Origin of the sequence: Pseudoalteromonas sp. S4492 (assembly GCF_005886115.1) — a bacterium.
Classification (GTDB): domain Bacteria; phylum Pseudomonadota; class Gammaproteobacteria; order Enterobacterales; family Alteromonadaceae; genus Pseudoalteromonas; species Pseudoalteromonas gelatinilytica.
In genome coordinates this window covers 19,007-38,812 of sequence record NZ_PNCP01000050.1, presented here as the reverse complement: position 1 = coordinate 38,812, position 19,806 = coordinate 19,007, and the positions used below count along the sequence as shown (strand labels likewise).

The window sequence follows — 19,806 nt, the reverse complement described above, 5'->3', positions numbered from 1 at the left end:
TAGCAGGTTATTAGATGGTGAAATCTTACTTATGCTCTTCAATTATTTCAGTGATCCCTTCAGCTGAGAGTATCTCTATCCAATAGCCATCTGGGTCTTTTATAAAGGCTAGGCCTTTCATCGAGCCATCGTCTGGTTTTTTTACAAACTCAACATCGTATTTTGCAAAACGCTCGCATGCTGCGTACACGTCTGGCACACTAATACCGATATGACCAAAGCCTTTTGGTTCATCATTACCACTATGGTAACCAGCAAAACTGTCGTCGTGTTCTGTACCCCAATTATGTGTAAGCTCAATAAGAGCAGGGCGGCGAAATACCCACTGTGCTTTTTCTTTATCGCTGCCTTTTGGCATTTCTTGCTCATAACCTAAAAAGTACAGCGTAAACTCCATTTTTGGGAAGTCATATTTACCAAGTAACTTCATACCTAAAACATTTTGATAGAAATCTAAAGAAGGCTTTGGATCTTTAATGCGCAACATTGTTTGTTGCATTACATAACCTTGCGTTGCATTTGCGATTTGTTCAGGTGATTCGTTGTAGTTAGACATACACATCCTTTTTTAATGACATTAATGATGATGAAAGCAGTCTAACATAATCACGTTACCCTTAAATTAATAACAAAAATATTGACGTCTTTAAATAGCCCTTCAAGTCTTAACTCGCTAACTCGCTAACTCGCTAACTCGCTAACTCGCTAACTCGCTAACTCACATAAAAAAACCGCCCTAACAGGCGGCTTATTTCAACTAACAGCTTATAGCTCAAAACTTAAAGCTTAATTACCCCAAGGATTACTTGCACTTGAACGTTGTTTTCGGGTTCGTGCTTGTTGCTTGGCTTCTTTTTTTGCGTGAATGCGTTTAGCGTCGGTAAAACTTAACTCACACGGTTCACCAGGTTTTTGATCCGCAGGGATCACGCGATCTCGAGGTGGCAGCTCGTAGTTTACATCGTCTGGGCGTGGTAAGTTTTTAAGACGATACAAATAAAAGTTCTCGACTTTTTCTTGTGCCCATTGGGTTTTACGTAAAAACTTAACCGCAGATTTTACATCTGGGTTATTCTTAAAGCAGTTCAAACGCAAATAGGCGTGGAGTAATTCCCAGCCATATTGCTCGACAAGTTCTGTCACGACTTGCTCGATACCAACACCTTGCAGTGGGTTATTGCTGAAAATTTCTTTATTACTCATTAGACTTTCCGGGATTACAAAACTAGGGTAAGTATAATTGCCTTTACCCTAGTTTTATAGCTAACTTGCTAAGAATGTTTATATTCGAGCTTATTCTTTACAATTAACTACTACACGGCCGCGAATTTCACCTTTTAATAGGGCTTCTGCATTTGCAACGGCTTCAGAAAGTGGAATTTCTTGCGAAATAGCATCTAGGTACTGAGCCTCAACTAACTCACTTAAACGTTGCCATGCTTCAATTCGGTCTACTTTAGGGCGCATTACACTATCTATACCCATTAAGCTAATACCACGAAGGATAAACGGCGCTACCGTTGCCGGAAAGTCCATACCTTGTGCTAAACCACAGGCAGTTACAACACCACCGTATTTAATCGATGCGCACACATTTGCAAGGGTGTGGCTACCCACAGAATCAATTGCGCCAGCGAATTGCTCTTTAGCGAGTGGTTTCCCAGGTGCTGAGAATTCTTCGCGAGATAAAACACGTTTCGCACCTATTTTTTTAAGGTGCGCTTCTTCGTTCATGCGGCCTGTTGTGGCAACAACATCAAAGCCAAGTTTATTTAGTAAATAGATAGCAAAACTACCCACGCCACCATTGGCTCCGGTGACGAGAATTTCGCCGCTTTGTGGTGTGATACCTTGCTTTTCTAAGGCAATAATACTGAGCATTGCCGTATACCCAGCAGTACCAATTTGCATTGCCTGTTTTGGTGTTAAATTAGCGGGGAGGGGAATAAGCCAATCAGCGTTCATAGATGCTTTTTCACTTAGACCACCTAAGTATTTCTCCCCAACACCAAAGCCATTTAGCAGAACTTTATCACCTACTTTAAATTCATCGCTTTTAGACTCTGTTACTGTGCCTGCAAGGTCAATTCCGGGGATCATAGGAAATGTTCTTACCACAGGGCCTTTACCTGTAATGGCTAGGGCATCTTTGTAATTCAATGTACTGTAGTCAACATCAATATTTACCTCGTGCTGGTGGATGTTCTCTACAGGGAAATCTGTGAATTCGGCACGATAACCTTGATCATCTTTGTTGATAACTACCGATTTTACTGATGTTGTCATGGTGACTCCTTTTAGACCGATCGTCTTTTAATGGTTAAAATAAAACCGCATCTAAACGGCTTTATAAAATTAAACGTAAAAATTGCGCTGTATAGAGTGTGAGTGGTTCACTTGATTTATCAAGTTTTGAACGCATCACCGCACCTTCCCAGCCAATCCAAAAAAATTCAGCAAGCATTTTACAATCTGATGCCTGAGGAATTTGCTTTTGCTGCTTAGCATCAAATAAGCACTGCTCAATTAAAGTTTGCCAGCTGGCGTAAGCCTGCTTAATACGGTCAATCATCGGCTCATCAAGGTGACTGAGTTCTTGATTTAAATTACCTATTAAGCAACCACGCGAAAATTCAAACTTTGCCATGCCTTGTTTAGCATCATTGGCAAACAACACTATTCTTTCAAGGGGACTTATCTCATCGCTAAGTAAATGGCGCTTTAACTTGGCCTGAAAATAACTGTCATACGCATCAATGAGTGCTAAGCCAAAGTCATTTTTACTTTTGAAGTAATGATAAAAAGAGCCTTTAGGTACTTGAGCAGATTTTAAGATTAAATCAATGCCGGTCGCACTAAAGCCTTTTTCGGTTAACACAGCTAAACCTGTATTAATTAACAGGGCGCGCGTATCGGCATTTGAGCGTGCTATTTTTGGTGGCCTGCCGCGACGGCTTGGCGTGGTCTTATTTGTTTCCATACATCATATTAGACCGATTGGTTTTTAATATGCAAGAACTAAATTGCTTAAATTGTAATCATCATAAATTTGTCATGATTACAATTTAATTGGGAACTTTGCTCAATTGATGTTGGTCACAAATAATGACGCTAAAAAGAGCTGTAAGCTTTTTAGCTGAATTTAAGTGTATTAATAGATGGTTTTAGTTGAAGAGGTACGACCACTTAGTCATTTAAAATGTTAATTCATTTGATCATCAGCACGTTAGTTTTTGTCAATTTATTTAATTGCTTTTTGTTATTTGAATTTAACAGTTTTATTAACTATTCATTAAATGTAGATGTCAATTTCGCTACATATCTATAAATATAAAAGGTGAGGATATTACCTATGAAGAGACAGAAAAGAGATCGTTTAGAAAGAGCTCATTCTCAAGGTTATAAAGCAGGCTTGGCAGGCCGTTCTAAAGAACAATGCCCTTATCAACAAATCGACCCTAAATCAGAATGGTTAGGCGGCTGGCGAGAAGCTATTGAAAACCGCAATATGTTCAAAACTTAAAATAGGCACCTTATTTACGCAAAAAAGCCCCAGTTAGGGGCTTTTTTGTATCTGCACATCAATATTAGAATGCAGTTGTATCTTGGAAAAGACCTACTTTAAGATCTTTTGCTTCATAGATAACGCGGCCATCAACTTCTACAGTGCCATCAGCCATACCCATGAATAATTTACGTTTAATAACACGCTTCATGTCTAAACGATAAGTTACTTTTTTAGCTGTTGGTAAGATTTGACCTGTGAATTTAACTTCACCTACACCTAGTGCACGGCCAAGACCTGGGCCGCCAGACCAGCCAAGGAAGAAACCAACTAATTGCCACATTGCATCAAGGCCAAGACAACCAGGCATTACCGGGTCACCTTTAAAGTGACAATCAAAGAACCAAAGATCAGGGTTGATATCTAGTTCAGCAACAATTTGACCTTTACCATGCTCACCGCCGTCAGCAGTGATAGAGATAATGCGGTCCATCATTAACATGTTGTCACTTGGTAAACGACAGTTGCCTTCACCAAACATTTCACCTTGACCACAAAGGACCAATTCTTCTTTTGTATAGCTGTTTTTAGGTTCCATAACTCTTATTCATCGCTTAGAAATTGCCCCGTACTTTAGCGTACACTTGTACGCTAAACAACTCGGAGCAGTTAATTAATTGCTATTTTTCGCCTGTTTTATGACCATTTAATTAAACTGTCGCCGATAAAGGGAGATAAAACCGCGCATTGTGAAGTAAAAATCATTATAATTGCTGTGATTCTTTAACCAGTCTAAAGGAAATTTATGATCCTTTTTGTAAACTCACTGACAGTGATTGATTTTTCTTACTTGTGTAATAAACGCGGCGCAGTTGGCGAGAGCTGGATTGTGGATTTAACTCTGCATGGCCAATTAAATGATGAGTCGATGGTGCTTGATTTTGGCTTAGTTAAAAAGCAAATCAAGGGCATTATTGATAACTGTATCGACCATAAACTTGCAGTGCCTGCCAAATTAAATGGTTCACTTAAACAGCATGCTGAGCACAGCGTGCTAGATTGCCATTTTGGTGATAATTACCACCTAGCTATGAGCGCTCCAAACCAAGCATTTTGTTTAATAGATGCAGATGTTGTTGATGAAAAGTCGGTAACCGAGTTTTTAATCAAAACCATTATGCCAGAGCTGCCTAGTAACATCGAAAAGATCGAAATTAAATTATACCCAGAGCATAGCCAAAGTTTTTATTATCACTATAGCCATGGTCTTAAAAAGCACGACGGTAATTGCCAGCGTATTATTCATGGCCATCGCTCTCAAATAGGTATTAGTCTTGATGGGATGGCAATGCCGCGCTTACAAAAAGAGTGGGCAGATAAATGGGAAGACATTTATTTAGCGACTGCTGAAGATGAAATTAACAAAGCAGACCTTAAACACGTAACAGCACATGACAATGATGTGTGTTTTGCTTACACATCACAGCAGGGCTATTTTGAAATGGCGATTGATAAATCACGCTGTGACATTTTGCCTTGCGATACTACTGTAGAGTGCATTGCTGATTATTTAAGCTCTCAAGTAAAAATCCAATACCCAGAGTCAGAAGTAAAAATTACGGCTTATGAAGGTGTTGGCAAAGGGTCTATCAGTTATGCGTAAAGGACTACTGTTAGCAATATTAGCTGGGGTGTTTTCACTTTCAGCTACTGCTGTCGAATTAAAAGGACATTTAACTCAAGGTGGCTTAGTAACTGGGCAAATCGAAGGTGCTAAAAGTGTAAATTTCAATGGCGAGCCACTTAAACTATCTTCTCAAGGTGAGTTTGTATTTGGCTTTGGCCGTGATGCAGATACAAATCACAGCTTAAGTTGGACTGACAGCAAAGGTGTTAGCCACGAACAAGCAATTGTCATCACTAAGCGTGATTATAAAATTGACAAAATTACTGGTGTTGCAAAGAAGTATGTTTCGCCACCAAAAGAAGTGTCTGAGCGTATTAGCCGTGAAGCTGTGGCTGTACGTAAAGCCCGCGAAGTTAATTCGGATTTACGATACTTTTTAGACCCTGTTTATAAACCAGCTACGGGGCGGATCTCGGGTGTTTATGGTAGCCAACGTTATTTTAATGGCGAACCACGCAGACCTCATTTTGGTTTAGACATTGCCAATAAAACAGGTAGCCCAGTATATGCGCCGGTTAGCGGTACTGTGGTGTTTGCTGATGCAGACTTATATTACTCTGGTGGTACCTTAATTCTTGATCATGGCCATGGCGTTACTTCTACCTATATTCATTTAAGCAAATTAGATGTCAAAGTAGGGGATGAAATTAAGCGTGGCGATAAAATTGCGGAGATCGGCGCGACCGGACGCGTAACCGGCCCTCATTTAGACTGGCGTTTTAATTGGAAGAATGAACGCCTTGACCCTGCGCTAATGATGCAAGACACATTAGCTAATGAAAAGTAGAGACTATGACACAACAAATCGATCGTGACGCTATTATTGCAAAGCGTATTGCTGATTCAACAACATCAGTTACAAAAACAGTTTTTCCTGGCCGTACTAATCACCACAATACTTTATTTGGTGGTGACGCATTAGCTTGGATGGATGAAGTAGCATTTATTGCAGCTACACGTTTTTGTCGTAAGCCACTAGTAACGATTTCGTCTGACCGTGTAGATTTTAAAGAAGCCATTCCAGCAGGTACATTTGCAGAGCTTATCTCGAAAGTTGTGCATGTAGGTAATACCAGCCTTAAAGTTGATGTTGAAATCTTTTTAGAAAGAATGCACAAAGATGACAAACACTTAGCTATTTCTGGCAGCTTTACTTTTGTTGCGGTTGATGATAATCACAGACCAACGCCAGTTGTATGCGATAAAATGATCAACGGTTTCGAATAAAACTGTCTGAAAGTGTTAACTGAGTTAAGTACCTTCGGGTACTTAATTTTGCATCTGTAAAGAACACATCATACTATAATTTGTTATATGAATCTCTCAGCAAGAAACAATATATGAAGCTATAAATAATCAAAGGGGGAGAGTGATGCGTTTACTATTTTTATTCAGTTATATAGCTCTATTAGTGTTAGCCTTTAATCAATTCGATAATTACCTGTTTGATTTAGCGGCTGCTTTACGGGGCGTGCTGATTGTATGTAGTTTTGTCCCCGCCGTTTTTTTATTGTGGTGGAGTAAAAAGCTCTCTTTGAGTTTACTTGCTTTAAGTATTGGCTTAGTTCTATTTCATTTTAAACCTTACTCAGCTGATACAGAGGCTAACAATACTGATATCAAAATCGCGCAAATAAATTTGCAATATAGTAATCCGAATTTATCACAGATCATCAAAACCCATTTTGTAGAAGAACGAAACGATATCTTAGTGCTGTTTGAGTTTAATGATACTCAGCGCCATGTTCTTGATGAGCTAAACACTCAATATCATGTGTTTGGTTATGCCGAAGTAGAAGGGGCGCCATTTGGTATTATTGTTATTTCTAAACTGCCTATTGTGCAAAAGCAAATTAAACGCTTTGACAACCCAAAGCTTGGCTACGTAAAACTCAGCTTTTTAAACAATAACGTTATGTTAAATAGTGTGTTTTTGCATCCTCCATCACCTAGGACTCACACTTTGTGGACTCAGCGTAATAGGGTTTTGGCAGAAGTTAATGCAGAAATTAAAAATTTGAAAGGCAGTTGGCTAGTTGCTGGCGATTTTAATACAGTTCCATGGTCTCGCTACTTCATTAACACAAACAACACCTGCTTTAATAGCATGGGTTACTATGGCAGTTGGTCAGCCACTTCGTTATTAGCGAGTTTACCTTTTACAGATTTGCCAATTGATCATTGCCTTGCAAGTGACGACATAAGCATATCGCGTGTGCAAACTTTACAAGTAAAGGGTAGTGACCATAAATTACTTCAATACGAATTAACATTTGATAATCCCTGATTAATTTTAAGGTGGCTATTTTCAATTAATATTTCAACTAGCATGGTTAGTTCAAAATTATCCCATGGTTTAGCTGTGATCATGTTAGCAATATTATTCGTTAATGCATTTTTCGAAGATTCAAGTTCTGCGTAACCGGTTATTAATAGTCGAGAACAGTGTGGTTGTAGCAGTTTAATATCTTCTAAAACAGCAAAACCACTAATTGCAGGCATCAGCAGGTCACATATGACCAGGCTGATAGGGTTTTGCTGCGCAAACTCGATTGCTGATAAAGGATCGCTAAAACAAACAACATGGTTATTTGTACCTAACAGTCGTTTTAGCGATCGTAAAATAGCTTCATCATCATCAATGATTACGATGGTTTTTTTCATGAATGTGCTCCAAATAAGTGCTTTAAATCATAGAGCATATGTTTAAAGTTTCGTTTATGAGGAAAGAGCCAAAATGCTTTGTTTGAATACATTAAGGCTTTTGAATAATGCCCAAGCTCACGATAAAACTCGCCATAGCATTCACTTAATCGCGCCTTAATTTTTTTAAGCTCATTGTTTGATACAACAGATTGGTTACGATTTATAATTTCGACCATGGCCGCTAAACGGTTCTCTCTGTTTGCTGTAATAGAATTGGCGCGCATTAAATAGTGCATTGCACACAGAGTTGAGTAGGCGACATCACCGCGTTTAGCTATTTTTAACCAGCAATCTAAATCGGTAGCGCTACTTAATTTATTGTCAAAACCACCCACATCAACAATGGCTGAACGTTTAACCATTACTGATGATGTACCAACAATATTGGTAGTGATCATTTGGCTGATTGGGTTTTCAAGTAATTGGAAATCTTTACTTTCTTTATTGCATTTAAACTCAGGCCAATAGTCGAAACATCCAATTATGTCATCATTCTGTTCATTAAAATGCATATAGTCTGTGAAGCTTAAAACACATTCTGGATGTTTAAGATGGAATGCAAGTTGGCTAGTAAGCTTATCTGCAGACCAATAATCATCGGCATCTAAAAAAGCAAGGTAGTCTGAGTTTGCTTGTGTAATTGCAAGGTTTCTTGCAGCAACAACACCTTTACGTTGTTGACAAAAAATCCGTATTTCATTTTTTTCAGCAGCAAGTTGTTGTAGGTAGTCGATACTGCCATCAGTAGAGCCATCATCGACAATAATGATCTCGAACTGCACATTTTTTTGCTGATAAATGCTGTTAATACAAGTATCTAAATACTGTAAGCAGTTGTAGTTTGGAATGATAATACTGACTTGGCTGTTCATAATATGCTCCAAAAGCATTTCTTCACGTAGTAAAGGATACGCAATTTAGACGCCAGCTTTAAATCCGTATTTTCTGTTAAATTACTCAGCCTTTTCTCTTTGTGCGTTGCATTTTGCAAATGCAACGCATGTTTTTATCTCATTTCGGGAATTTAGCGGCTTTTTTGTCGGGTATGGAACTTGCCATAGCTCTTATAACCGTTTTTATAGGAGCGTTTTTTTATGAAGCACATTGCTATATTAGTCCCAAGCTTTCCGATTGCATCAGAAACCTTTGTGGTAACAGAAATAAAAGCGCTGTTAAACGCAGGGCACAAGGTGACGGTGCTCACCTTCGAAAAAACCAGTGTGTTGATTAACTTAACCAGCGCTATTGAAGTGAAAAAAATCACTAAACCGGCGTTTAAATTAATACTGCCTTCAATGCTAAATATTTATAAGTTAGCAAAAGCTGCTCACACTGCAGCTCAATTTAAATCAATTTCAACCCAATCATTACTTGCGTACGGTTATCAAATTGCACGATATATAAAAGCGGCGAAGATTGATCATCTACATTGTCATTTTATGCATGGGCCACTTGCTTATGGCATAGTCGCCGCAAAGCTGGCTGATATAACTGTGTCGTCGATAGGTCATGGCCATGATGTTTATGTAAACAACGCCGATTTAAAACCAAAACTAGCGCTTTGCGATTTTTCGATTGCGGTATGTGAAGAAATGGCAATGCAATTTAAACGCTTCTCAAAGAGCAATGTTAAATTACTTCATTGTGGTATTGATACCAGCCAATTTAAATATGTGCCTTCATCACTCAATGAGTCTGTGCGTTTAATTTTTATAGGTCGTCTTGTTGAAAAGAAAGGGCTGCAATTTCTTTTACCCGCACTCAAACACATTCCTAAAGAGTTCGGTATAACGCTCGACATTGTGGGCGACGGCCCAATGCTTAACGATTTAATGTACATGGCAGAAGAACTGGGGGTCCGCAAATCTATACGATTTTTAGGCGAAAAACCCCATGATTGGGTTAGCTCAAACCTGATTTATTACTCAGCACTTATTGCCCCATTTTGTGTTGCAGAAAATGGCGACCGTGATACGGGCCCGTTGGTCTTAAAAGAAGCCATGGCCTGTGGCCTGCCTGTATTAACAACTACTTTGATGGGGGCAAACGAAATTGTAACCCCAAACGTGGGTATGAAGTGTATGCCCGGCAGTATCTCTGGGCTCAGTAAAATGCTGTATAAATTCCATCAGCTTTCTCCTCATAAACGCTATTTACTTGGTCAAAATGCGAAGCAACACGTTAACGAGCATTACAACGCCGTTAAACAAGCAGAGCAACTTTCCAAATGGGTTGAATCTTTATAGGGAGGTTTTATGAGTAACTTAAAACAAATTGGCTATTTTGCTTTAGCTATCCTTGCAGTTAAAGGGTTCGGCTTTATTTTGTTACCCATAACCACGCGCTTTTTAGAAAAAAGTGAGTTTGGAGAACTTAATTTCTTAGTCACTATGTCGGCGTTATGTTCTCTGATTGTTTCACTTGGCTTGCCAGAGCTATTGCTCAAACAACAGTACTCCTCTTTTCGTGAGAAAATGGCGTTATTTAGAGATTCGTTAGTATTAACAATCGGATTTAGTGCGGTATTTTTAATTGGGTGTTTTTTATTTGCCGAACAAATAATTTCCCTATTACCTGCGCAAATTAGTGTGCTTGATTTTAGGTTGCTCGTTGTTAATTTGTGTTTTGCATCAGTACTTTCGATCCCTTATACCTATTATCGTTTGTTTGGCTATGCGCAAAAATATTGTTTCTATAGTATTGCTCACGCAGTCATGCAAACCTGCTTAACTATCACGTTACTCGTTCTGGGCTTTAACGTGACAGGTGTGATGGCTTCAGGCGTTGCCTGTACGTTCATTATTATGTGTTTAACTCTGAATGATATGAGTTCGGCGCTAAAAGTTAGCTACTCACGCTTTAGCTGGCGAATCAAAAAATCGCAAACGATTTTTTTAACCTCTATCATCGCTTCAGGCCTTTTTGTTTATGCCGGAAATGGTGCAGAGAACTGGTTTATTGTTGCCCAGTTTAATGAAAGTGTCTTGGCAAGCTATTACGTTGCTGCGCAATTTGCCATTATTACATCCTTCACCTTTGAGCCAATACGTCTTTGGTGGTTTGCTAAACGATTTAGTTTAATTAAAGAAAATAAAAGCCTATATCAACGTTATGCAATTACCTCTTTAAATGCCGGGTTAGCGATGTGTATTTTAATGAGCTTGCTTGCCCCAATCGCGCTTAATTCGGTTTTACCATCAGACTATCATGGAAAAGATAGTTGGCTGACTTTATTAATAATAGTGGTCGCTATTCGCCATCACAGCGATATTGTTAATATTGGCTGCTACATGCACAAAAACGGTGTGTTTGTATCAATAATAAACTTTTTAACAGCTCTTCTTGGGCTGAGCTTATTGCATTTTTTAGTCCCAAACCAAGGTGTAGAAGGGGCAATCCTCGCACTAATCATAATGCAAAGCTTCAAATTGGTTTGTTTATATTCAGTTAGTCAGTACTTCGAACCTCTAAAGTTAAATTTTGCGGCATTAATTCCGAGCTGGTTAGCATTGGGGTCTATGGTTCTTATTACACTACAGTTTAACGAACTAATTTTTGCTAAATGGGTTGTTTGCTTTTGCTATTTTGTCTGCCTTTCATTTCAATATAAAACCTTGCTTATGCAGGTTATGAAAAGTCTAGTTAAGGGGCATCAATATGCTCAATTACTATAAACAAAATCAACTATTCATTAATGGCATTTTGGTCACTTTACTTGTCGTTGCGACTTACGCATTGCTAGGTCCCATTGCCGTATTTGCCTTATTATTATTACCTTTTGCGGCTTTTACGGCAGTGAAGGTAAGCGTTGCGTTTATCATTTTGTTTATATTGTTTAGCTACTTTAGATTGCACGAAGCATTTCCGTTTTTGATGCCGTTCAAAATTCCAAAGTTACTCGCGTTGGCCTCTTTATTAGGGATTGTTTGGCATCTATTTATCTCGCAAAAATTAAAACCGCACTGGCATACCAATCATCTAATCTTTTTCATTTGGTTTGTGTGGCTCACTGTTTGTGTTTTTAGTGCCTCAAATCGTGGCTTAGCGATGGAATATTGGTCTGGTGTACTCACAAAAGTACTGATTATGGTATTTGCAATATCCTGGTGGATGACCACGTTAAAGCATTTTAATGTGGTACGAATTGGCATCATGATCTCAGGAGCCGCTATTGCCTTGGTTGCCCTTAGTAACAAAATGAATGGTATTGGTCTAGTTGAAGGAACCCGCGTCACAATTTCTCGTGAGCTGCGTTCACAGCTAGGTGACCCAAACGATTTATCGCTGGTAATGATGTTCCCTGTGTCTTTTTTAGCAGCCGAAGTGTTTGATTCAAATGCGCATAAACTAAGACGTATCATCGCCTTTATCTGTTTGATCACGGCAATTAGTGGCGTAGTTGCGACGCAAAGTCGAGGTGGTTTACTCGGCATTGCTGCTGTTCTTAGTTTTTTCATTTATCAAAAAGTTAAAAACCCAATTGTTGTTGGCTGTATTGGTGCGGTAGGCATGTTAGCCATGGTTGCATTTGCGGGTATCGCAGACAGGCAAAGTGGTGGCTCACACGAAGGGGGAGTAGATGAATCAGCCATGGGCCGTATTTATGCGTGGCAAGCTGCCATCAATATGGCGATATACAATCCATTGACCGGCGTCGGGGTTAATAATTTTGTTGTTAATTACTATTTTTATAGCCCGCATTGGGATGGCAAGAATCATGCAGTACACAGTACATGGTTTCAAGTATTAGGTGAAACAGGCCTTGTTGGCATATGTATTTTTGTCTTAGTAATTGCCTGTATTTACCGTAGCTTAAACCGTGTGTTTTTAATGAATAAGCAAATTAAAGACGAACAAATTGATGTAAATGCTAAAGCGCTAAAAGGCGGTTTAATTGGCTTTATGGTATCAGGAACCTTTTTAACTCAAGCATTTACATGGCCTATTTATATCATTCTTGCTTTAACCATTGCGTTAGAAAAGCTTGTAATTGATAAACAAAGGGAGACCTCACATGAGTGAACAAATTAAACACTGGCTTAAATCAAGCGACAGTGCAATTGCAAAATCGCTTTTTCAAATTGCCAAATCGATTCGCAATCCGCAAATGTGGGTGATCCCAGGCATTCATTCACTGTTATATAAATTACATTTAGTTATAAAAACATTGCTGAGTGAAATTGGACGAATTTTTTACTATACGCCCTTGTTTAAAAGCCAAATTAGCGGTTCAAAAGCTAATTTATACCTGTATTCAGGGATGCCTCAAATATTAGGAAAACTTGAAATAAGTTGTAATGACAATACCCGAATTAGCGGTATCAGCACATTTTGTGGGCGTAGTCATGGTCATTACACACCCAAACTGATAATTGGCAGTAATGTGGATATAGGTTGGCAAAATGCCTTTTCAGTTGGCCGTAAAATTGTACTTGAAGATGATGTGCGTTTAGCGGGAAGGGTATTTTTAGCTGGGTTTCCAGGGCATCCATTAAACTCTGCAAGACGAGCAATAGGTGAGCCTGATGACGAGTCACAAATAGGCGATATCATCATTAAACAGGGCGCCTGGATTGGTACAGGTGCGACTGTACTTGCCGGTGTCACAATTGGTGAAGGGGCAATCGTTGCTGCAAGTGCGGTCGTAACCAAAGATGTACCAGCAAATACCATCGTGGCCGGTAATCCAGCAAAAGTAGTTAAACAGCTGGAGGACTGATTATGAAATTCATTGTATTTGGTGAAGATTGGCAAAGCCACCCAAGCAGTACTCAGCATTTGTTCAAACAACTGGCACAACAGCACTCCGTTATTTGGATTAACTCGATAGGTATGCGTAAACCAACATTGCGTTTAGTTGATGTAAAGCGGGTCTTCAATAAATTAAAAAGCCTTTTATTATCAACAAAGAAAACGAAAAACAATCGAACAGCAAACAAAATAAACGATGACAATTTCACTGCACACACATTAGCGGTTTTACCTTGGCACGATAACGTTTTAGTAAGGTTATTTAATAAATGGGTTTTTCAACGGAAAAATTTTATAGACGATGAGCCAATTGTTTATTGGCTAAGTGTGCCAACAGCAATCAGTTTAATTGCGCCGCGCGAGCAGGATAAAGTGGTGTATTATTGTGGCGATGATTTCGCAGCTCTTGCAGGCGTTGATCATAAAATGGTTGCGCCGTTTGAACATGAGCTTATTGAAAAAGCAGACACTATTTATGTTGTCAGTGAGCGTCTTGCCAACAAAATGCCAAAGCACAAAGTAAAAATGCTCTCACATGGTGTCGATTTAGCGCTTTTTACTACGCAAACCGCGAAAGCCTCTGAACTTGAGCATATAAGTAAACCTATCATTGGCTTTTATGGTTCTCTCAATGCCTGGTTAGATAAAGCCTTATTATTAAAGCTCGCTAAAGAGAGGCCAGACTATCAAATAGTGCTAATTGGCCATCTAGTAGAGGATTTCCAACAGCTTCTAAAACGTCAGAATGTAACGCACATAGAGGCTGTTGATCATCAGCGTCTAGCCTCATTTTCGCAGCATTGGCAGGTATCCATCTTACCGTTTGTTGATAACGATCAGATCAGAGCATGTGATCCTCTTAAATTAAAAGAATACATAGCGACGGGCACACCCATCGTAACCACACGTTTTGCTGCGGTTGACCCATACCAAGAAACGATCTTAATCGCTGACAACCATCAGGGCTTTATTGAGCGCGTTGATTATGCTGTGAGCTTAAGTAAATCTGATTTCTTAAATTGGCGCGCAAACCAGTCATTGCTTGCACATAACCATAGTTGGCAAGCAAAAGCCTCATTAGTCTGCAAGCAACTTAGATTTTGCTGATTAAACTATTCAACCCAAAAGCTGCATCTTGTATCGCTTCATCATGCAGCTTTTTTCATTTTGGCTCACTAACTGCAATTTACTAATTAGCTAAGAAAATCTCGGTCAATTTTTATCAATTTGCGAATTAACACAGAGTAATTTCGCAAAATGCAAAGCAAAAGGTAAAACATGTTAGTAAAAGAGCAGATCAAACGGTTAATTTATTTAGGGCTTTATGCGCTATACACGCGTATTAAGCTCTTTATCATTCCGTTTTGCATTATTCCAATTGTCGTTATCGCACTTGGATTATCAGCTCAAAAGCAATATACCAATCACGCAACGATTTTGATTGAAGAGTCAGCGTTACTGAATCCTTATTTAGATGATCTTTCTTTCTCATTTCAGCTTTCTGATCGTATGGCTGCACTGCGTACATTAGTTATTAGTCGCAAAGTACTTATCGCGGTTGCTAAAGAAACTCAATTAATCGCAGAAGATGCTAGCCCCAAACAAGTAGAAGAAATTCATCAGCAACTCTCAAAAGCCTTATCGCTTTCTTTAATTGGCGATGAACTGGTACGTATTAACTTTATTTGGCATGACCAAACACAAATGAAGCCTGTGCTAGAAAAGGTCGTAGAAAAATTTATCGAACGCTTACTTGCCCCAACGAAGGCATCACTGGATACCTCTGAGCAGTTTTTCTTTAAACAACTTGATAGCTTGCGAGAAGAACTTGAGCTTTCAGAAGAAGCATTAGCTGTCTTTAAAACACAAAATAGCAATACCTTACCTGATGTATTACACAGTAATCGTCAAACCTTTGATAATTTACTAAGCGAGAAACAACAAAAGCTGATTGCTCTTTCAGGTGCCAAAGCAAAGCTAAATGCACTGGTGAGCAAGGTTGGTCAAGCAAACCCAATTTTAGGCAATTTAGAAGAAAAAATAGTCCGTACTGAATCTGAGTTAAGTCTTTTACGCACACGCTACACCGAAAAACACAGCAAAATCATAGAGAAGAAGCGCACTCTCGCAAATTTAAAAAACCGTCAACAGGCGTTATTAGAATCAAGCGAAAAGCTCGATACCACAAACCTCGATCAGTTATGGCAAATGGTAAACACCTTACCATCTGGTGATGGCAAAGAGAGTAGTGTTTTGGTCTCTCAATTACTTGCCCTAGAAGAAGCCCGCAATAATTTACTTCAGCAAGAGCAAGAGTTTGCGATGTTAGAAGAGCAGGTAAAACTTGTAAGTGAACGTTTGTTAGTAACCAGCGATGTTGAAAAACAGTTACGCAAATTAGAGCGCGATTACGAAGTTAAGCAATCACTTTATAAAGACATGCTTAGCCGTTATGAAATGGCGAAAGTAACAGGCAAGTTAGTTAAATACGAAGGTCCAGATAAAGTAAAAACCATAGAACGAGCTTACAGCCCGACTCAACCAATCAATACCTCTATGGTGATGACTGTCATTGTGGGTCTCATTCTTGGTATTTTCACAGGTGGTGCAAGTGTATTTGTTGCAGCGCTTTGTGATAGCCACCTCAAAGATATTAAAACCATTGAAAAACTTACCAGCGCACAGGTGGTAACAGTACTTCCTATCGTCAATGCCGAGACTAACTTCGGTAACATTGAAGGAGATAAATCATGAATGTCATGCACTTAGTTCAACACCTGCAAGTAGGTGGCCTTGAAAAAATGGCAATTACACTTCTCAAAAATAGTCAATTTAGCCGCTCTAGCATCATTGTTTCGCTCGAAGGAGACAGACAGTCTGCTTTTGAACAGTGGCCCGAATTAGAAGAATTTAGCCATCGTGTTATTTGCTTAAATAAAAAGCCCGGTATCAGCTTTTCTGTTATCGCAAAGATTAAGTCTTTAGTTAAAGAGCACGATATCGATATCATCCATAGCCATCATGTTGGCCCAGTTATTTATGCGGGCTTAGCGTGCGCATTGTCGGGTGATTCAGTTCGCCACATATCAACCATTCATGACGCTTGGTATTTGAACAATGTTAAGCAATGCACATTTACAAAGTTACTTGATTCGATGACGAACATTTATTGGGTCGCAGATGCGCGAATAGTTGCCGATGAATTTAGAGCCAAAACAGCCATTATCCCAGAACGAACCATTTTAAATGGCATTGATTGCGATAGCTTTATAGCAATCTCGCAAGACACGGCAAGAGATCAGCTTAACTTACCAAAAAAGATAAAACTGGTTGGCTGTGCGGCACGCTTAATAGATGGCAAAGGGCACAAAGATCTTATTCACGCTTTGCATTACTTACCTCAAAACTATCATATGGTATTTGCAGGAGATGGCGACCAGAAAGTGGGGTTAATGAATTTAGTGCGTAATTTAGGGCTAAACGAGCGTGTTCATTTTCTTGGTAATGTTCACGATATGCGCGCATTTTATTCAAGTATCGATGTTATGTGTTTGTACTCACAACGTGAAGGCTTACCACTGTCAATTATTGAAGCCATGGCTTGTGGTATTCCCGTAGTTGCATCCGATGTTGGCGGAATTAATGAAGTGCTCACTGCTAACGAAGGAGAGCTTGTCTCTCCTAAAGAATTTAGCCAGCTTGCCCCAGCAATTTTAAGAGCAAGCAAACTACCGCATGGTTTATGTATTCGTCATCACGCTATTGCTGTTGCTGATGCAAGAACCATGAGCAGTAAATACGATAGTTTATATTCTGCTTTAGCAGTGTAGGAGCCAATCATGACTATTTTAACGACCTTATTTGTCATTTTACTGTGTGTTGCGCTGTATCATCACATTGGTTATCCGTTATTACTTAAGTGCGTTAGCACAAAAAAAGTAAAACCGGTTAAACCTGCACAATACGATGAAAATACACTCCCTAACATTGCTATCTTGATGTGCGCTTATAATGAACAAGCCCATATAGCAGAAAAGCTACATAACTTAGCGTCACTGGTTTATGACACGAACCATTACACTATTCATGTATATTTTGATGGCTGCACCGATAAAAGTTATCAACAAGCCCTTAAAGCTCAAAAGGTTTTACATAAACAAGGTGTAAAGTGTTTCTTTCATTTTCGTGATGAAAACCAAGGCAAAGTTCAAGGATTAAACACCTTAATGGGCGTAGCCAAATACCATAACGACATTTTGCTTTTCACCGATGTCAGTGCATTACTCAGCATAGATGCATTAGACAAAGTAGCCCAGCAGTTTAGTGATCCTAAGGTCGCTATTTCGACCGGTGTTTACACCTTAGATGAAAATGCCCCTGATGCGCAAAAAGCTTATTGGCAGTATCAGAATAAGGTTAAAAAATCAGAGTCAAACCTTGGTGCCGTGATTGGCGTACCCGGAGCGATGTTCGCCATGCGTGCTGAATACGCGTGTGAATTAGAGAAAAACACCATCAACGACGACTTCGTGCTATCAATGAAAGCGTTAAGCAAAGGGGGTAAAGCCATTGTTGATGAAGAGGTGGTCATTTACGAACGTGAATGCGACGAACAAAGCGAAGATTATAAACGAAGAGTACGTGTTGGCGCTGGTAACTGGCAACAGATCAAAGCACTGCTTTTATTACTTAATCCGCGCTTAGGCTGGACGTGTCTAAATTTCTTTTCGCATAAAGTCCTTCGTGGAGTGATGCCAGTTATTTTAGCGGGTATTTATGCCTGTGTCTTTTTAGAAGCCCTCGTGTCGCAGTCGTTGTGGTCTGAACTTATCGCAGCAGCAATTTTATCACTTCATATCGTGCAAGCGATTAAAACGCTATTCGAGATTAAAAAACGTATTCCTATCGTCGATAAAGTGAATTACATCTTAAATAGCTACTTTTTAGCACTTTGGGGGATCATCCGTTACGAGCAAGGTTATTTTAATAACCCATGGCAACGGGTGAAAACGGCAAGTAAAAAACCAACAAAATCGGTTATTAAAATCATTAAGCGAAGCTTAGATATTACAGGTGCCTTATTTGCGCTAAGTCTTGTTTGGCCTGTGTGTTTATTCGCCGCATTGGCAATAAAGCTAACCTCAAAAGGGCCAATCATCTTTAAGCAACTTAGGGTAGGTGAAAGCTCTGATGACTTTGTTGAGCTATTTTATGTTTATAAGTTTCGCTCTATGGTAGTTGATGCGGAGTCACGTTCAGGCGCTGTGTGGGCCAGTAAAGATGACCCAAGAATAACAGCGGTCGGGCGTTTCATGCGTAAAACCCGGATTGATGAGCTCCCACAGTTAATTAACGTACTTAAAGGTGAGATGTCATTAATTGGGCCACGCCCTGAGCGCCCCGTATTCTACGGTAAACTTGAAAAAGATATCCCTTACTTTTGCCAGCGTACTTATGGCGTTAAACCAGGTATTTCTGGCCTTGCGCAGGTGATGAATGGCTATGACGAAACGATTGATGATGCACGCAGTAAAATTGGCTGGGATTACGCTTACTCACTCAGTATGTCGTCACCACGAGCTTGGGCAAAACTAGAGTTTTCAATTGTGCTTAAAACATTACAGGTCGTTTTTACCGGAAAAGGCCAATAACTAACTAGCTTTTTGCAATATCAATTAAGCAAATCACGTTGCATAATGCAAATTAACAGTAAAAAGTTAATTGCATTATGCATCGCCTCAACATTTAACTATTAAATATCAATGCTTTATAAACTGGCATTCTAGTTGTACTAGTTACTATGACTAACCCATTATACAAAGGTGCAGATCATGGCTAACAACACTACATTCTCAAACGAAACCAAACTAATTTCACTACCAACTGATTTCTCTGGTCTTGCCGTTGATGGCTTTAAAGACCAATTTGAAGAAGTTGCACACGGCAAACAACAAAGTGTGGTTCTTGATTTTACCTCGACGACGTTCATTGATTCATCTGGCATCGGTGCCATGGTGTTTTTATATAAACGTATCGAGAAAAAAGGGCAAAAACTATCACTGCTTAATGTGTCTGGGCAACCGCATAAGTTAATGAGCCTATTAAGGGTTGATAAAACGATTCCATTTATCGAACAAGCTGATATCGCGTGAGGTGA

Annotated in this window: 21 protein-coding genes; 14 read left to right on the top strand and 7 right to left on the bottom strand. The window is 39.3% G+C overall.

Annotation, left to right across the window (positions count from 1 at the left end):
- Positions 1-25: 25 nt before the first annotated feature.
- From gloA to acuR, 4 genes are all read right to left on the bottom strand, one after another.
- A complete protein-coding gene (gene gloA / locus CWC28_RS16770) occupies positions 26-556 on the bottom strand; it encodes a lactoylglutathione lyase (protein WP_063705331.1) in 531 nt (176 codons plus the stop codon).
- Positions 557-786: 230 nt separating this feature from the next.
- On the bottom strand, positions 787-1,203 hold the full coding sequence (locus CWC28_RS16765) for a VF530 family protein (RefSeq protein ID WP_138625456.1): 417 nt from the start codon (positions 1,201-1,203) through the stop codon (positions 787-789).
- A 90-nt stretch (positions 1,204-1,293) separates the two neighbouring features.
- The gene (gene acuI / locus CWC28_RS16760; RefSeq protein ID WP_138625455.1) at positions 1,294-2,286 is read right to left on the bottom strand and encodes an acrylyl-CoA reductase (NADPH); all 993 of its coding nucleotides are present in this window, start codon (positions 2,284-2,286) and stop codon (positions 1,294-1,296) included.
- 61 nt (positions 2,287-2,347) lie between these two features.
- Entirely contained in the window at positions 2,348-2,980 is a 633-nt protein-coding gene (gene acuR / locus CWC28_RS16755; RefSeq protein ID WP_063705322.1) for an acrylate utilization transcriptional regulator AcuR, read from the bottom strand.
- Positions 2,981-3,352: 372 nt separating this feature from the next.
- Here acuR and rmf point away from each other — a divergent pair, with 372 nt between their 5' ends.
- A complete protein-coding gene (gene rmf, locus CWC28_RS16750; RefSeq protein ID WP_036968408.1) occupies positions 3,353-3,523 on the top strand; it encodes a ribosome modulation factor in 171 nt (56 codons plus the stop codon).
- A 64-nt stretch (positions 3,524-3,587) separates the two neighbouring features.
- Here rmf and fabA read toward each other — a convergent pair whose 3' ends face one another.
- The gene (gene fabA, locus CWC28_RS16745; protein ID WP_063705319.1) at positions 3,588-4,103 is read right to left on the bottom strand and encodes a bifunctional 3-hydroxydecanoyl-ACP dehydratase/trans-2-decenoyl-ACP isomerase; all 516 of its coding nucleotides are present in this window, start codon (positions 4,101-4,103) and stop codon (positions 3,588-3,590) included.
- A gap of 207 nt (positions 4,104-4,310) precedes the next feature.
- Here fabA and CWC28_RS16740 point away from each other — a divergent pair, with 207 nt between their 5' ends.
- The 4 genes from CWC28_RS16740 to CWC28_RS16725 all read left to right on the top strand — a co-directional run bounded on the left by CWC28_RS16740 (position 4,311) and on the right by CWC28_RS16725 (position 7,479).
- Positions 4,311-5,168, top strand: coding sequence for a 6-carboxytetrahydropterin synthase (locus CWC28_RS16740; protein WP_105180505.1), 858 nt, complete (start codon positions 4,311-4,313; stop codon positions 5,166-5,168).
- Entirely contained in the window at positions 5,161-5,979 is an 819-nt protein-coding gene (locus tag CWC28_RS16735) for a M23 family metallopeptidase (RefSeq protein ID WP_063705314.1), read from the top strand. The genes CWC28_RS16740 and CWC28_RS16735 overlap by 8 nt, the downstream gene beginning before the upstream one ends.
- A gap of 5 nt (positions 5,980-5,984) precedes the next feature.
- Positions 5,985-6,419: an acyl-CoA thioesterase gene (locus CWC28_RS16730; protein ID WP_063705312.1), complete on the top strand. Its 435-nt coding sequence runs from the start codon at positions 5,985-5,987 to the stop codon at positions 6,417-6,419.
- A gap of 145 nt (positions 6,420-6,564) precedes the next feature.
- Positions 6,565-7,479, top strand: coding sequence for an endonuclease/exonuclease/phosphatase family protein (locus tag CWC28_RS16725; RefSeq protein ID WP_063705310.1), 915 nt, complete (start codon positions 6,565-6,567; stop codon positions 7,477-7,479).
- Here CWC28_RS16725 and CWC28_RS16720 read toward each other — a convergent pair.
- A complete protein-coding gene (locus CWC28_RS16720; protein ID WP_138625454.1) occupies positions 7,449-7,856 on the bottom strand; it encodes a response regulator in 408 nt (135 codons plus the stop codon). The genes CWC28_RS16725 and CWC28_RS16720 overlap by 31 nt on opposite strands.
- On the bottom strand, positions 7,853-8,770 hold the full coding sequence (locus CWC28_RS16715) for a glycosyltransferase family 2 protein (RefSeq protein WP_138625453.1): 918 nt from the start codon (positions 8,768-8,770) through the stop codon (positions 7,853-7,855). The genes CWC28_RS16720 and CWC28_RS16715 overlap by 4 nt, the downstream gene beginning before the upstream one ends.
- Before the next feature lie 222 nt (positions 8,771-8,992).
- On the opposite strand from CWC28_RS16715, the gene CWC28_RS16710 reads away from it, so the two are divergent.
- The 9 genes from CWC28_RS16710 to CWC28_RS16670 all read left to right on the top strand — a co-directional run bounded on the left by CWC28_RS16710 (position 8,993) and on the right by CWC28_RS16670 (position 19,801).
- The gene (locus tag CWC28_RS16710) at positions 8,993-10,144 is read left to right on the top strand and encodes a glycosyltransferase (RefSeq protein WP_138625452.1); all 1,152 of its coding nucleotides are present in this window, start codon (positions 8,993-8,995) and stop codon (positions 10,142-10,144) included.
- A gap of 9 nt (positions 10,145-10,153) precedes the next feature.
- The gene (locus CWC28_RS16705; RefSeq protein WP_138625451.1) at positions 10,154-11,572 is read left to right on the top strand and encodes a lipopolysaccharide biosynthesis protein; all 1,419 of its coding nucleotides are present in this window, start codon (positions 10,154-10,156) and stop codon (positions 11,570-11,572) included.
- Complete coding sequence (locus CWC28_RS16700; RefSeq protein ID WP_138625450.1) at positions 11,556-12,920, top strand: O-antigen ligase family protein; 1,365 nt, start codon at positions 11,556-11,558, stop codon at positions 12,918-12,920. Before CWC28_RS16705 ends, CWC28_RS16700 begins: the two co-directional genes overlap by 17 nt.
- On the top strand, positions 12,913-13,617 hold the full coding sequence (locus CWC28_RS16695; protein WP_063705298.1) for an acyltransferase: 705 nt from the start codon (positions 12,913-12,915) through the stop codon (positions 13,615-13,617). The genes CWC28_RS16700 and CWC28_RS16695 overlap by 8 nt, the downstream gene beginning before the upstream one ends.
- 2 nt (positions 13,618-13,619) lie before the next feature.
- Positions 13,620-14,756: a glycosyltransferase gene (locus CWC28_RS16690; RefSeq protein ID WP_138625449.1), complete on the top strand. Its 1,137-nt coding sequence runs from the start codon at positions 13,620-13,622 to the stop codon at positions 14,754-14,756.
- 171 nt (positions 14,757-14,927) lie between these two features.
- Positions 14,928-16,403, top strand: coding sequence for a GumC family protein (locus tag CWC28_RS16685; RefSeq protein WP_138625448.1), 1,476 nt, complete (start codon positions 14,928-14,930; stop codon positions 16,401-16,403).
- Positions 16,400-17,479 carry a glycosyltransferase gene (locus CWC28_RS16680; protein ID WP_063705291.1) on the top strand — a complete coding sequence of 360 codons (1,080 nt, stop codon included), beginning with the start codon at positions 16,400-16,402 and terminating at the stop codon, positions 17,477-17,479. The genes CWC28_RS16685 and CWC28_RS16680 overlap by 4 nt, the downstream gene beginning before the upstream one ends.
- 9 nt (positions 17,480-17,488) lie before the next feature.
- Positions 17,489-19,300, top strand: a complete 1,812-nt coding sequence (locus CWC28_RS16675) for a sugar transferase (protein ID WP_138625447.1) — start codon at positions 17,489-17,491, stop codon at positions 19,298-19,300.
- A gap of 180 nt (positions 19,301-19,480) precedes the next feature.
- The gene (locus CWC28_RS16670) at positions 19,481-19,801 is read left to right on the top strand and encodes an STAS domain-containing protein (protein WP_105180513.1); all 321 of its coding nucleotides are present in this window, start codon (positions 19,481-19,483) and stop codon (positions 19,799-19,801) included.
- The last annotated feature ends 5 nt before the right edge of the window (positions 19,802-19,806 follow it).

Excerpts from the sequence above, each read along its gene's own strand:
- CWC28_RS16700 (WP_138625450.1), top strand. The coding sequence starts at position 11,556 with ATGCTCAATTACTATAAACAAAATCAACTATTCATTAATGGCATTTTG.
- CWC28_RS16720 (WP_138625454.1), bottom strand. The coding sequence starts at position 7,856 with ATGAAAAAAACCATCGTAATCATTGATGATGATGAAGCTATTTTACGA.
- acuI (WP_138625455.1), bottom strand. The coding sequence starts at position 2,286 with ATGACAACATCAGTAAAATCGGTAGTTATCAACAAAGATGATCAAGGT.
- CWC28_RS16690 (WP_138625449.1), top strand. The coding sequence starts at position 13,620 with ATGAAATTCATTGTATTTGGTGAAGATTGGCAAAGCCACCCAAGCAGT.
- CWC28_RS16675 (WP_138625447.1), top strand. The coding sequence starts at position 17,489 with ATGACTATTTTAACGACCTTATTTGTCATTTTACTGTGTGTTGCGCTG.
- CWC28_RS16685 (WP_138625448.1), top strand. The coding sequence starts at position 14,928 with ATGTTAGTAAAAGAGCAGATCAAACGGTTAATTTATTTAGGGCTTTAT.
- CWC28_RS16670 (WP_105180513.1), top strand. The coding sequence starts at position 19,481 with ATGGCTAACAACACTACATTCTCAAACGAAACCAAACTAATTTCACTA.
- gloA (WP_063705331.1), bottom strand. The coding sequence starts at position 556 with ATGTCTAACTACAACGAATCACCTGAACAAATCGCAAATGCAACGCAA.
- fabA (WP_063705319.1), bottom strand. The coding sequence starts at position 4,103 with ATGGAACCTAAAAACAGCTATACAAAAGAAGAATTGGTCCTTTGTGGT.
- CWC28_RS16740 (WP_105180505.1), top strand. The coding sequence starts at position 4,311 with ATGATCCTTTTTGTAAACTCACTGACAGTGATTGATTTTTCTTACTTG.
- CWC28_RS16695 (WP_063705298.1), top strand. The coding sequence starts at position 12,913 with ATGAGTGAACAAATTAAACACTGGCTTAAATCAAGCGACAGTGCAATT.
- CWC28_RS16765 (WP_138625456.1), bottom strand. The coding sequence starts at position 1,203 with ATGAGTAATAAAGAAATTTTCAGCAATAACCCACTGCAAGGTGTTGGT.
- acuR (WP_063705322.1), bottom strand. The coding sequence starts at position 2,980 with ATGGAAACAAATAAGACCACGCCAAGCCGTCGCGGCAGGCCACCAAAA.
- CWC28_RS16735 (WP_063705314.1), top strand. The coding sequence starts at position 5,161 with ATGCGTAAAGGACTACTGTTAGCAATATTAGCTGGGGTGTTTTCACTT.
- rmf (WP_036968408.1), top strand. The coding sequence starts at position 3,353 with ATGAAGAGACAGAAAAGAGATCGTTTAGAAAGAGCTCATTCTCAAGGT.
- CWC28_RS16730 (WP_063705312.1), top strand. The coding sequence starts at position 5,985 with ATGACACAACAAATCGATCGTGACGCTATTATTGCAAAGCGTATTGCT.
- CWC28_RS16710 (WP_138625452.1), top strand. The coding sequence starts at position 8,993 with ATGAAGCACATTGCTATATTAGTCCCAAGCTTTCCGATTGCATCAGAA.
- CWC28_RS16705 (WP_138625451.1), top strand. The coding sequence starts at position 10,154 with ATGAGTAACTTAAAACAAATTGGCTATTTTGCTTTAGCTATCCTTGCA.
- CWC28_RS16725 (WP_063705310.1), top strand. The coding sequence starts at position 6,565 with ATGCGTTTACTATTTTTATTCAGTTATATAGCTCTATTAGTGTTAGCC.
- CWC28_RS16680 (WP_063705291.1), top strand. The coding sequence starts at position 16,400 with ATGAATGTCATGCACTTAGTTCAACACCTGCAAGTAGGTGGCCTTGAA.
- CWC28_RS16715 (WP_138625453.1), bottom strand. The coding sequence starts at position 8,770 with ATGAACAGCCAAGTCAGTATTATCATTCCAAACTACAACTGCTTACAG.